We start from the raw sequence: 12,612 nt of genomic DNA, 5'->3' as shown, positions 1-12,612 counted from the left end.
TTTCTACTATTTTTTACCTTTACATCATGTTTAAATTCAAGCTGCCCGAAAAATCAGATTTAATTCTAATCATACTCTTAATTGCACTGAGTACGCTTATTGTATTCTTACCAAATGGTTTTGAAACCCAAAAAGATGCCAACACCAAACGCGTTAGAGCCTTGGTATTGGAAACCGATAACAGCTTGATTGTTGAAACCGGAATTATAAAAACCGGAACGCAAAGTTTAAAAATCAGGGTACTGAATGGTAAATTTAAAGGTGAAGAGCTGAGCGCATTTAACCACTTGGTAGGTAGAATGGAGTTCGACAAATATTTCCTGCCCAAAGACAAAACCTTAACAGTTCTTCATTTAAACAAAGACAATTCGCAAATTATTAGTGCTACAGTTGTAGATCATTACAGAATTCGTCTGGAAGCTTTTCTGCTGGCTTTATTCGTAATTTTCCTGGTTGCTTTTGCAGGTTGGACTGGTGTAAAAGCAATGCTTTCCTTTATTTTTGCAGGAATAGCCATTTGGAAATTACTTCTTCCGGGATTATTGAAAGGTTTCGCACCTATACCACTATCCTTGCTAATTGTAGCTTTACTCACCTCGGTAATTATATTTTTGGTTGCAGGTACCAACAAAAAAGGCCTTACTGCTTTTTTGGGAGCCATGAGCGGAGTTGCAGTTACCTGTGTTATGGCTATTTTGTTTGGTACACTTTTCAATATTCATGGTGCGATAAAACCATTCTCTGAAACTTTGCTTTACTCTGGATATAATTACCTAAACCTTACCGAAATTTTCCTTGCCGGGATATTTATCTCATCATCAGGAGCAGTTATGGATATTTCGATGGACATAGCAGCTTCGCAAGCCGAAGTATACCAAACTAATAATAAGATTAGCAGAAAAGAACTTCGCCAATCGGGCTTTGAAGTAGGCAAAGCCGTGGTTGGAACCATGACAACCACTCTCCTTCTTGCCTATTCAGGAGGATTCTCGGCTCTTTTAATGGTATTTATTGCACAAGGAACTCCGATGATAAACATTCTAAATCTGAACTATGTTTCGGGTGAAATCCTTCACACATTGGTAGGTAGTTTTGGATTGGTACTGGTTGCTCCTTTTACTGCAATCATCGGTTCGTGGGTTTTTACAAAAAAGTAAAAACTGAACTTGTAAAGAACCAACGGAAATGGTTTAGCCCACAAATCACCCCAATTATGAATCAAAACGATTGATATCAAGATCTCCTATTCATCGTTAATAACTGGGATGAGAATAAGGCAACAATGCATTCAACTACATACAAACTTGTCAGTTGTTTTACTAATATTTTTTTACAAATTCTATAATCTCTTTCTTAAAATTGTCAGGATCGCTAATGTATGGTTCATGGCTTGAGTGAGGAAAGATCTTATAAAATTTGTCATTGGCAGAAGTCCCAAAATTATTAAAAACATCTAGTCCTTCCTCGGGTACAATTAAGTCATCGTATTTGCCCCATATTAACAAGCACGGAATTGTAACTTTTGATACCTCTGCTATAAAATTTTTCCCTTCGGCATCTTCATTTAACCGATCGTTTACAATATCCAAGTTTTTTGATAGGTAAGCAGGGAAGGGATTATAACTTGAAGAAAATCCAATTCTCAGATACTGACGAGTTGAAAGTGAAGATAATTCCTCCGGTATAATGATTCCTCCCGGCCAACCCACAAAACCTCTCCATTTATTTTTTTGTTCCCTTGTTGTTATGATCTGATTAACATCTGTCCAATCTAATGCAGCAGTCCAGTGGTCGAGCATGTTTCCTTTCGATATTTCCTCGTTTGCGATATTAATTAAAAAAGTTCTGCGATATTGCCAGCTTAAATCATAATCGAAATTGTAGGCTCCGTCAATTGAAATCCAAGCACGAATTTTAGTCTGATAATTAGAGCTAAGTAAATAGTTTACCCCTATAAATGACCCAAAACTATGCCCCATTAAATAAATATCCGGATTTTCATATTTTGCATTTAGAACTGATATTATTGCATCCAAGTCTTTTACAAACTGCGAAACTGTCAATAATTTCTCGTCAAAATTTCCTTGTGCATTGCCACAACCTCTTTGGTCATAATAAACCATTGCAAAGTTTTCTTCAAGTCCTTGCGACCAGTTAAACATATCAGCTTTAGCTACATCAATACTAGTTAAGCCCGGACCGCCATTAATATAAATCACAAATTTTGAAGAAGCTGTGTTACCTTTTACCCAAACCGGCAATTCCGTTCCATCAATCTTCACATGAAAAAAAGTATCTGCATCCAATGCAAATTCAAACTTTTCACAAGCATTTAAAGCCATTAGCAGGCCTATTATTAGTATATATTTTAATCGTGTCGATCTGTTTATAATATTTTTCATCTGAGTTATTTTAAGCTATATTTTATTCCTATTTCAAGTGCAAAATATCCTGTACCATTCGGAAAGTTTGGAACAGCATATATAAACTGAGGTTTAATAAAGTATGCTACCAACAGATTCTTTTTTACACTTAAATCTTTTCCGAACGATATGGAATAATTTGTTGCAAAATAATTATGACCTGCCAAAGTTTTACTTACCTCTCCGGCATCATTTACTTTGTAAGTATTTGGTATAAAAGTCCTGAGATAGCCTAGTCCAACTCCAATTTCATAAAATTTCCCTTTAGGGTTTTTTCGTTTCAATTTAGCTTCTGGCATAAAAAACACCCCGGTTTGATACCTTCTATGGTAAAATGAACCTAATGCAGGACTAAAAAGTAAACTCTTGGTAATGGTTTTTGAAGAGCCCCTATGGGAATTCTTTGTTTTATCCCATTCTTTCATATTGAAATCGGCACTTACTTTAATACCCGGGTGGGTAATCATTTCACCTAAATATGAAACAGAGATTGATTCCAAGTTTTTAAATTGTGCCACGCAGTTTGAGGCCACAAGCCAAAAAATAAATAATAATAATGCTTTCATCTTTCTTTCTTTTACTGCAAGTATAGAGCATTATCATTGTTGATGATTGTAAAAAATCGTCACTTGTATTTTTACTATTATTCAAAATTCACCTCTTGAATTCCTATATTCAATAAGCTTAGTTGTTTGGGGGTTAATCCTGAGAATTTCCTCATCTCCTTTATAAAATGAGATTGGTCGAAATAGTTAAAACCATTATTGTAGCAATAATCACTAAAATCTTTTTTCCCAAAAAGGAATTGATTAACAAACCTTACCAGCATACTGTATTTCTTAGGGGTTAAACCTAATTTCTTTTTAAATTTCCGTTCAATGGTGCTGGCCGAAGTATTAAATAAAGTTGGGAGTTCTCGAATTGTGCAATCTCCCTTCTTACTTTCTATATAGCTTACTATTTTTTCAAAATCCTTATCTCTCTGCTTTCCTATATCGTTTAAGTAGTTCTCAAAATAATTTTCGATAAGATGTATTCTATCTTGTTGCAAAGAGGTCTTAAATAATTCCTTTTCCAAATCCAGAACAGAATCACCAAAGCACTCTACCGGATTTAAATTGTTGTCGATGGTTTTAATTACATCTGTTTTACAAAGCAGATAAAAAGTCTTGGGCTTAAACCTTACACTAATTACAGGGCTTTTAAGAACCGTACATGTTTGAGGAGATATTCGTAATCCGGCTAATTGACTTTTTCTGGTTTTGTATTCGTTAGTGAGTGGCAAATGCCTTTTTATATCTGAATTCGTAAAAATTAATTCAATTGAATTGTCCGGAATTAGCACGTGCTTATTATTTTGGGGATGAACATCTGAGTAATTTTCCCACCAAATGCAATTTATAATTTCCGACAAAGAACCTTGAAGTTTTATTTCATTGTAATCCCAATCCATTTTCCTTTACTATGCGATCATATCTAATATCTGTTTTATATTGATCTTGCGGCTTCCATCTGGCAGATGGAAAAAATAATAAACAGATGAAAAATAATAATGAACAGATGAAATGAGTCTTACATTGTTTTGAGAATTTTAAATTTATTCTTCGATAAAGAAACAGATGCATAGTGGTAGCTACGGCGGTATTTTTTTTTACCGAAGAATAAACTCAAAATGACAAAAGAAGGTGACTTATTTCACAGTAATACTGGCATAAGATACACAACATTTCCGATAATAGAATTGGAATTTTTACAGTCCATCACAAAGTTAACTCTTACTTAATTGTACATGCTTTTTAGCTTGCAACTTTTCGGCTTCCAAAAGTGCTTTGTAAGCATTTACGGTTCCTCCGCTAACAGACAATTTTGTAAACTTTGCTTTTTTCTTCTGCTTCTCTTTAATATTTGGGATTAAAACCTTCAATCTCTTATATTGATTGCTAGAACTCATCAGAACATGCTTTAATTCCACTGCGCTAAGATCAGGATAATATGACCAAACCAATGCTGCTACCCCAGCTACTACAGGAGCAGAATAGCTAGTACCCTGTCGCATTTTGTATTTGTTTTCGGGATGAAGAGAGATCACATCCACCCCGGGGGCAAAAATATCTACATTCTTTTCACCGTAATTCGTAAATATTCCACAAAATTTCTGGTTTGCATTTTTCGAGTTTGCTCCTACGCTTAAAAAATTCTCTACATGCTTCCCATTTATTAAAATCGGCGATGGATATCGAATTTCCTCATCAACATTCATTCCTTCGTTACCCGCTGCATGCACCAGCAAAACATTATTTTCTTCGGCATATTTTATCGCATCATCAATCATTTCTTTTTGTGGCGAATAATTTTTTCCAAAACTCATATTAACGATATCTGCACCATTGTCAACGGCATATCTTATTGCTAAAGCTACATCTTTATCTCGTTCATCTCCATGAGGCACAACCCTTAAAGCCATAATTTCAACATTTTGAGCTATGCCATCAATGCCAAGCTGATTGTCGCGCCTGGCAGCAATAATCCCTGCAACAAAGGTTCCATGCTCAGCTGTTTCTGTAGCTACATTATTATTGCCGTAATGTGCATCGGTAATATCAGATACATCATCTCCAATTATTTTTCTGGGCTGAAATTCCGGATTTAAGTGTTTGTCGATAAATAAATCCGTTCTTTCCCGATCATTATTAAAACTCTCTTTTTTGAAGCCTTTGCTGTAGATATTTAACAAGAAATCCTTTGCTGCTTTTTGCATTTCATTTTTAGCTTCTAGTTTTTTTACATCATCGCGAGTAATGTCGTTCTTGTTCAAGGCTCTCTTTACTATCGTTTCAGCACGATTTAATCTTTTTGCAAATCTCTCGATCTGACCTTTTCTTTTTAAATACTTTGCTTTGGCCTGATTACATTCATCCTTACAGATTAGATACAATTGGTATGATTCATGATCCTTAGACTCTAATTCATCTATCGAACTCACATTTTTAAATATCGGCTCGTACTTTCGAACAATTCTTAAAGCTTCAAGATTCTCAGTAATAATGTTGTCACCTTTGCTGTTTCCTAAAAAATTCCAACCATTAACATCATCTACATACCCGTTCTTATCGTCATCAATTCCATTGTTGGGAATTTCATTTTCATTTATCCAGATTCTATCTTTCAAATCTTCATGATTCAAATCAACCCCTCCATCTAAAACTGCCACTACAATTTTCTTTTTCGCTTCCTTCGATTGCAACAATTCTTTGTAAGCCAAGTTAACCGAAGCGCCTTGAACTTGATCCAATTCCGGATCCATATTATACCAATTTAAAAAGGATGAATCTAACTCTGATAATTCAACACCTTCGCTCTTTTGAGCCTGACCAATGTAGGTAGCTACAAGTAGCAAACAACTAATTAAAAGACTTTTCATGCAGTGATTTTTTTGATGATACTAAATTGAACTAAGTTTGATTTAAAATTACATCATGAATCTACAAAACAATAACTGCTTATCAAAAGAATAAGAGAAGCAATTTATACCTGTTTAATTATGAAACGAGCATGCTTTTTGGCTTGCAACTTTTCGGCTTTAACAAGTGCTTTGTAAGCATTTACGGATCCTCCACTAACATTCAGTTTTGCAAACTTTGCGATAACTTGTAAAAAATTCTATCCATACACTTTCCTAACTCCTGTAAGATGATAAAAGTGCATTCAATACATGGTCAGCTCATGAAGCTAAAGAACAATATCACTTAAATCGGAGAAATTTTATAATATTTTTACTTGCGAGTATCTTATGGTTCAGAACTGTTATTTTAATTGCTTTCCATGTTTGATTCGTAAGCTAATATTTTTGATCCGCACGGGTTAATTGGTGATCTTTATGCCATTATTACTGATTCGCATGGGTCTGTAAGTGATTCGTATGCCATTTTGGCTGATTCGCATGGGTCTGTTGGTGATTCGCACGGGTCTGTTGGTGATTCGCATCGGTATTTACTGCATTCCAGCCATTTTTTATTTACATATTGTTGAAGCGGGCAATACATCAAGCATTGGATAAGATACAAGACATGTGTACAAGTGACTTTTAAAATACTATCAGGCTTTAAACCGCCGGCAGGCTATATGTAAGGCTAAAGATTATTACAAACCACCTTCTACCATGCTATTCTGTGATATTTCTTACGCTCCTTACGTAATTATATACATATCGTACATCGCCCTGCGGACCAAAAAATTGAGGATAATCATTACTATTTCCACTTTTAGGATCGCTACGTTGACATCCCGCTCCGTGAACATCCATTAGGGTTCCATTCATTTCTCCCTGTCCCTCTCCAAAAGCTATGTATACCGCACTGGCATATGGATTTGCCCCATCCAAATGGGTTGTACTTGTCCAAAAGAATGGATATTGCCCACTATTACCATCGGGATCGGAAATTTCGCTGGTATAAAAAACAGGATCGATAGCAGGAGAATTGCTTGTTTGCGGTGATCTGGAATAATCGACTATACTTTGCAACTCTTTAGCATTCGGAAGTCTCCAATCATTGAAAGAGGCCAATTCCAGGTTTTCAGAATAACTTAAAGCCTCCTCCCAATCTCTTGCAAGGCCATCATCTGCTTTTTGCCACATTAAACCTGTTGCCAAATCGCTAATTGTTCCATCGCCATTGTCTGTAAAGCTATTTTTTCCGTAATCGGGATTTCCTCTTACAAGTCTGCAATACATTTTTTTCCCTTCGCTCGATCCCGGTTGATATTTTGGATATCCTTTAATTCTGCCATCCACAAAGTTTACTCCAAATACGGTTTCGTCTCTATTCATTGTGTACCCCACATATTCGGTTGCCGACCATGTTTGGGCATCTATCTCACGTTCGCCAATATCGGTATTCCCAATGGGTTGGTTAAAATAATCCGTATCGATATAAAGCTCCTCTATATTTCCATTCTGTATCTTGCCTGTAAATATTATTAATGAGTACAATTCTTTAATTGCAGGCACTCTCCAGTCGTTATACCCTCCCAAATTAGAATTAGATGCTTTGGTAAATGCATCGTCAAAAGTAATTTTGTCACCCATATCCTGTGCCCACATCAAACCGCTTACATTATCGGTTATGGTTCCATCTCCGTTATTGGTATACGAAGGCTGGTTGCCGCTGTAGGTCGCATCTTGTCCATAAAAAGCTTGCGATTGCAATGGTTCTGATATTGTAGCAACATCACTGTAAAAATCATCTACGCCCGTATCAACAATATGATAGGCTTTTGATGTTAATTCTGTATCCTGATTTTCTTCCTGAACAATCTCCTCTGTTAAATCATCACTTGAACTGCATCCCAAAATCAATGAAATGAACAGCAATCCTATCATGTTTCTCATAGTTTCATCTTTTATTTGTTCAGTTATAAGATCATGATTTATCCATTTGGTTTAAATCTCGTGCCAAGAAATATGAGCGTATAAAAAAAACAAGGCTCAATGGCCTCGCTTGTATTTGATTGTATGCTTCCTTTTTATTTCTGAATTTATTACTGATACACCTTGAAAATTAGCTTTTTTTAAGAGCTGTTAAGATTTTAATATCGCTTGTATCTAAAAACAATACCTTCCAATCAAAAGAATAAGAAAGCCATTTACTCTTTCTTCTTTTATGCAGAATGGTTCTTTATCTGTTGCAAAAAAAAAATTAAACTTCTCCCTCCCACTCACTATAAAATTGACGTAGATATTCTTGCATAAACCGGTGACGTTGTTCTGCCATTTCTTTCCCTGCCTTGGTATTCATTCGATCTTTTAATAGCAATAATTTCTCATAGAAATGATTTATGGTAGGGGCTGTTGAGTTTTTGTACTCCTCTTTGCTCATATTCAGGTTGGGTTCAATTTCCGGATTATAGATTTCACGATTTTTATGTCCTCCATAGTTAAAGGTACGAGCAATACCTATGGCTCCAATGGCATCCATGCGGTCGGCATCCTGTATCACATCCAATTCAGGCGATTTAAATTTCTTAGCCTCCTTGCCTCCCTTAAACGAGATGTTACTGATGATTTGTTCTACATGTTCAATCACATCTTTTTGCACCCGCTGGGTAGATAAAAAATCTCCAGCCTTTTTCGGTCCAATACTTTCATCTCCATCATGGAATTTTGAATCGGCAATATCGTGAAGTAAAGCACCAAGTTCAACAATAAACAAATCAACTTCCTCTTCTTTCGCAAGGTGCTTTGCGGTTTTCCAAACCCTGTATATGTGCCACCAATCGTGACCTCCTTCGGCTTTGGCTAGTGTTTGTTTTACGAAATCTACAGTTTTATTTATAATCTGTTCTTTGTTATGCATGTTCCAATTCAATAGCCTGGTTTATAAATAACGTGAGTTCGACGTAAAATAATGCCAGCTAATTTAAGAATTTAAGGAGACAAAAAATCCCAACAGAAAATTCTATTGGGAGTTATAATAGCATGGCGTGTTCTTACAGACTGTATTTTAGTATCCTATTCCAGCAGCCATAATGTTATTAGGATCGAAAGCATGGCAAGGTGTTACACCATGTACCATACCGCACTTCGGACAATGTCCTTCAAACTCTTCCATCGTGAAAGTTTCTTTGCAACCATGACATTCAATTTCCATAGGCATTGGCATCAGCTGCTGTGCAAATCCCATCATTCTAATCTTATCAACTACTTGTTTTCCATTTTCAAAACTTCCCGCACATCCGTCATGCATAATTATTTCCTCCTAAATTTAGATATGAGAAGCGAGATATTAGATGTGTGATCTACTCAATTCTCAATACTGTATTTTATTAATTTACTTTTCTTTCTAATATATACTTGTAGACTTGTTAAGCAAGCCGTAATTCCTAATCACATGTAATTCTTCACAAATCTCATGTCTTTTATCTCAAATCTATCCTTAAAAACCAATATCTTCCTGGCGGATAATATCACCATCACGAAGACGCGTTCTCATGTTCTGGATCACATTATCCATTCTCTCCAGTTCTGAAAGAAGATTTTGCTCGTCTCCACTGGTATCAATCACCTTATGAATTCCACCATTCTTGATTACAATTCTTCTATCGCCCATTAGAGCCAAAATAGGATCGTGAGTTGCCATTAATACAATTTTCTCCTCGCCTACCAACAATTCCAATGCTTTTTTACGATCGATACCTGCATTCTCAATCTCGTCAATCAATATAATTGGCGATTTACTAAGAATAGCCGTATCTGCAATCATTAAAGCTCTCGATTGGCCTCCACTTAAACTTGTTATTGGAGTATCTAAGCTAAACTTCTCTCCAGCCAAATTATTCGCTTGTTCAAATATCTTATTGATTACTCCTTCAACATCCTCAACCAATCGACTTTGTGCATGAAGCTCGATAAACTCATAAACCGAAAGATCCATCACAAAGTTCATGTTCTGAGACAACTGAGCAACCAACTTATGCCCCGAAGTAACGCGCCATTTTTTATCGCCTTTTTCGCCATTTACCAAAATGGTTCGGGATGTTGGTGTATCGTTTTGTGCTACCCATTCGATATCGGCCAGCAATCTACTTTTACCCGATCCTGTTGGACCTACAATACAAACAATCTCACTTTTGTTGATCGTTAATTCTTCGAATTCTTCTTTCTCGCCCGACTTATTGGTTCCCGGTAAAAGCGTAATGCTATTTACTCCTTCATCCTCATCTTCGCCAAGAAAAGCCAACATTTGGGTAATGTACTCAGCCATCGATTCCATTACCTGGGGCTTATCCATTGCACGATTTTCCTTTTCCTCTTCATCATCAAGAATATTCAGAAAATCATCCAACTTCTCGTTGATTTGTCCGTCAACTTCCAAGGTGTTCTCCTCAAAAAATCCGGGAAGAAAAGGATACTGCTCAAATAAATCGGCTATTGTTTTTTGTTGTATATCTTGAATTGTGATCATTCTTTTTTGTTTTTAGTACTTTTATCTAAAAGTCAATAATTCATTGATTTTAACTGCTTATATCAACCAGTGCCTATAGTGCCTTAATTACATAGAGTGCCTTAAGTTATTCTCAACTTTAAGTACTTTTAACTTTTTCTTTTATCTTCCATGTCGATTTTTCGAACATTACCCATTTGGTAACTTTCACCAATTCTGGTTTCGCCCAAGCAGTATGAACAAAGAGCTGATGGCATCGAGAATCGAAGTTTTTCACCAACCAAAGTTTTCACTTCAACCTTTTCGTCGTACAACAAAGTACTTAATTCGTAAGCTCCCTGGCCAGTTAATCCGTTTACGTGCATAATGCTAGCTCCAGGATTTACCGTATTTACTCTCGATGCGAAAACTTCTCTTTCGGCCTGAGAAACGATATCTCCTTTTGTAATGATTACGATATCGGCCGATTTTAACATCGGTCCAATTTTCTTTGGCGTGTTAATACCACTTAAATTATCGATAACACAAACGGCGGTTACACTTTTCACATAAGGCGAACAACGATTACACAAACCAGCACTTTCGGTGATTAAAATATCCAAACCTTCTTTAATTCCCCATTGAGTAACTTCTTCGATGTTACTAACAAAATAGTGATCAGGACAAAGCGATCCGGACAATCCTTTCTTTACTTTAACTCCTGCTTTCTCGTATAAAATATCGTCATCGGTATAAAGACAATCGAATTTTACTACTCCCACCTCTAAACCGCGTTTCTGGAAAGAATCTATGGTTTTAAGAATCACTGCTGTTTTTCCTGACGATGGAGGTCCTGATACTGTAACTAAGTTCATATGTTGTATTTTGTGAATGCGTAATTGTGTTATTTCGTGAACTTGTAATGAATTATCCAAAATTCATCATTTCTAACTCCTAATTGTTGGGTGAATAACTTAATGGACCTAAATTTGCGAACGATTCATCTCTAATCGAATTATTGAATATTGTTTCACACTTCTTAATCAAAGATCCGATATCATTATTATTGATATAATCCCATCCCAACCACATAAATTTGTTTTCTTCCGGTAGTTTATTATCCACATTTGGATTGATACTTGGAAACAATCCCTGGTGCGATAGAATTTCTCCAACACCCTCAGAAGCAAAGAAATCAATTACTGGTTGTGTTTTTTCCAATCTTTCTTTCTTAGTCAACATGAAAATAGGACTTATAATTGCTCCATCTTCAGGCCATACTGCAATCATTGGCCCTCCTGTTTTTACCATTTTGGTAAAGAAATAAGGCATAATTGTAATTGCAGGTTTCTCATTCTTCTTGGTATGAGATTTTACCATTTGAGATGGATGCATACTCTCCAGTAAACAAGCTCCTAATCCTTTTACTCCTTCTTCGCCATAAGCTTTATAGATATGCAACAACATGGAGTTGAACAAATCGAAGTCGCTAATTGGTAAGCTTACGCTCCTTTTAAATTCTGGTTTGAAGATATCTGCCCAAGTGCGAGGAACAGGTCTGTTACCCAACTCATCTGTGTTCACAAGAAAAACTGCAGGCACCACTCCTATCATTGAATAATGTCCTTCCGGATCTTTCAAACAAATTTCATCGTTGTCGAAATCTTTATTCAATCGGCTGAATCCCGTGCTATCTTTAAAGACTCCTTGCTTTTTGAATTTCCCCATCAATTTTTCATCGAAGAACAAATCGAATCCTGCAGAAATAAAGATATCTGCCAAATTATCGGTATTTTCTTGGCTGATTACATCATCTATCAACCAATCCAATCCCATTGATGCTGCTTTTAAATCATACACAACCTCGTTGTTGTATTTTTGCTCGTAATCAGCAATGAATGAGTCAATGCCTTCAACCAAAGGAACTCTTACCGGACATGGTAGTAATCCCTGAACGTGAACCGAATCTTTTTTCTTTTCTTTTGTTTTCTGGTTCAAGTCGCCATCAACCTGACCACGATTTGAATCAATACCTTCTACCAACAATGCAGTAAAAGTATCCACATTCAATTTCTTCATCTTTAAAGCCATCTCTAAGGATAGAGATTTTCCAAAAAGAGCTCTTTTCTTTTCATCCTCTAATTGCTTAAATCCGTTTGAAACAAAAATTTTAACTGTTTCGGGATATTTCGTACAAATCTCAAGCAAACTATCTGTGGTATTAAAATATTGATTCTCCATTGTGAAATCGATTTTTATTGATTTTCTAT

General features: G+C 36.0%; 11 protein-coding genes. 1 reads left to right on the top strand and 10 read right to left on the bottom strand.

The window, feature by feature from the left end; translation table 11 throughout:
- The first annotated feature begins 26 nt into the window (after positions 1 to 26).
- Positions 27 to 1,157, top strand: coding sequence for a YibE/F family protein (locus ACO05S_RS15715; RefSeq protein ID WP_421918962.1), 1,131 nt, complete (start codon positions 27 to 29; stop codon positions 1,155 to 1,157).
- A gap of 162 nt (positions 1,158 to 1,319) precedes the next feature.
- Here ACO05S_RS15715 and ACO05S_RS15710 read toward each other — a convergent pair whose 3' ends face one another.
- The 10 genes from ACO05S_RS15710 to ACO05S_RS15665 all read right to left on the bottom strand — a co-directional run bounded on the left by ACO05S_RS15710 (position 1,320) and on the right by ACO05S_RS15665 (position 12,583).
- A complete protein-coding gene (locus ACO05S_RS15710; RefSeq protein ID WP_421918961.1) occupies positions 1,320 to 2,402 on the bottom strand; it encodes an alpha/beta fold hydrolase in 1,083 nt (360 codons plus the stop codon).
- Between the two features lie 5 nt (positions 2,403 to 2,407).
- Positions 2,408 to 2,989: a hypothetical protein gene (locus ACO05S_RS15705; protein ID WP_421918960.1), complete on the bottom strand. Its 582-nt coding sequence runs from the start codon at positions 2,987 to 2,989 to the stop codon at positions 2,408 to 2,410.
- A gap of 77 nt (positions 2,990 to 3,066) precedes the next feature.
- Complete coding sequence (locus tag ACO05S_RS15700; protein WP_421918959.1) at positions 3,067 to 3,876, bottom strand: DUF6597 domain-containing transcriptional factor; 810 nt, start codon at positions 3,874 to 3,876, stop codon at positions 3,067 to 3,069.
- A gap of 315 nt (positions 3,877 to 4,191) precedes the next feature.
- Positions 4,192 to 5,844: a S8 family peptidase gene (locus tag ACO05S_RS15695; protein WP_421918958.1), complete on the bottom strand. Its 1,653-nt coding sequence runs from the start codon at positions 5,842 to 5,844 to the stop codon at positions 4,192 to 4,194.
- A gap of 741 nt (positions 5,845 to 6,585) precedes the next feature.
- On the bottom strand, positions 6,586 to 7,812 hold the full coding sequence (locus ACO05S_RS15690) for a DUF1566 domain-containing protein (RefSeq protein WP_421918957.1): 1,227 nt from the start codon (positions 7,810 to 7,812) through the stop codon (positions 6,586 to 6,588).
- Positions 7,813 to 8,119: 307 nt separating this feature from the next.
- Positions 8,120 to 8,776: an HD domain-containing protein gene (locus tag ACO05S_RS15685; RefSeq protein WP_421918956.1), complete on the bottom strand. Its 657-nt coding sequence runs from the start codon at positions 8,774 to 8,776 to the stop codon at positions 8,120 to 8,122.
- 147 nt (positions 8,777 to 8,923) lie between these two features.
- Complete coding sequence (locus ACO05S_RS15680) at positions 8,924 to 9,166, bottom strand: hypothetical protein (protein WP_421918955.1); 243 nt, start codon at positions 9,164 to 9,166, stop codon at positions 8,924 to 8,926.
- A gap of 189 nt (positions 9,167 to 9,355) precedes the next feature.
- Positions 9,356 to 10,384 carry an ATP-binding cassette domain-containing protein gene (locus ACO05S_RS15675; RefSeq protein WP_421918954.1) on the bottom strand — a complete coding sequence of 343 codons (1,029 nt, stop codon included), beginning with the start codon at positions 10,382 to 10,384 and terminating at the stop codon, positions 9,356 to 9,358.
- Positions 10,385 to 10,512: 128 nt separating this feature from the next.
- Positions 10,513 to 11,217, bottom strand: a complete 705-nt coding sequence (locus ACO05S_RS15670; RefSeq protein WP_421918953.1) for a GTP-binding protein — start codon at positions 11,215 to 11,217, stop codon at positions 10,513 to 10,515.
- Positions 11,218 to 11,296: 79 nt separating this feature from the next.
- Positions 11,297 to 12,583, bottom strand: coding sequence for an ABC transporter substrate-binding protein (locus tag ACO05S_RS15665; RefSeq protein WP_421918952.1), 1,287 nt, complete (start codon positions 12,581 to 12,583; stop codon positions 11,297 to 11,299).
- Positions 12,584 to 12,612: the final 29 nt, after the last annotated feature.

The sequence above is a fragment of the Marinifilum sp. genome (genome assembly GCF_965230805.1).
GTDB lineage: Bacteria > Bacteroidota > Bacteroidia > Bacteroidales > Marinifilaceae > Marinifilum.
The sequence above is the reverse complement of the archived record's forward strand: the minus strand, read 5'-3'. Positions and strand labels throughout refer to the sequence as shown.

Coding starts and splice junctions, on each gene's coding strand:
- ACO05S_RS15700 (WP_421918959.1), bottom strand. CDS start 3,876: ATGGATTGGGATTACAATGAAATAAAACTTCAAGGTTCTTTGTCGGAA.
- ACO05S_RS15690 (WP_421918957.1), bottom strand. CDS start 7,812: ATGAGAAACATGATAGGATTGCTGTTCATTTCATTGATTTTGGGATGC.
- ACO05S_RS15705 (WP_421918960.1), bottom strand. CDS start 2,989: ATGAAAGCATTATTATTATTTATTTTTTGGCTTGTGGCCTCAAACTGC.
- ACO05S_RS15665 (WP_421918952.1), bottom strand. CDS start 12,583: ATGGAGAATCAATATTTTAATACCACAGATAGTTTGCTTGAGATTTGT.
- ACO05S_RS15685 (WP_421918956.1), bottom strand. CDS start 8,776: ATGCATAACAAAGAACAGATTATAAATAAAACTGTAGATTTCGTAAAA.
- ACO05S_RS15675 (WP_421918954.1), bottom strand. CDS start 10,384: ATGATCACAATTCAAGATATACAACAAAAAACAATAGCCGATTTATTT.
- ACO05S_RS15695 (WP_421918958.1), bottom strand. CDS start 5,844: ATGAAAAGTCTTTTAATTAGTTGTTTGCTACTTGTAGCTACCTACATT.
- ACO05S_RS15680 (WP_421918955.1), bottom strand. CDS start 9,166: ATGCATGACGGATGTGCGGGAAGTTTTGAAAATGGAAAACAAGTAGTT.
- ACO05S_RS15715 (WP_421918962.1), top strand. CDS start 27: ATGTTTAAATTCAAGCTGCCCGAAAAATCAGATTTAATTCTAATCATA.
- ACO05S_RS15670 (WP_421918953.1), bottom strand. CDS start 11,217: ATGAACTTAGTTACAGTATCAGGACCTCCATCGTCAGGAAAAACAGCA.
- ACO05S_RS15710 (WP_421918961.1), bottom strand. CDS start 2,402: ATGAAAAATATTATAAACAGATCGACACGATTAAAATATATACTAATA.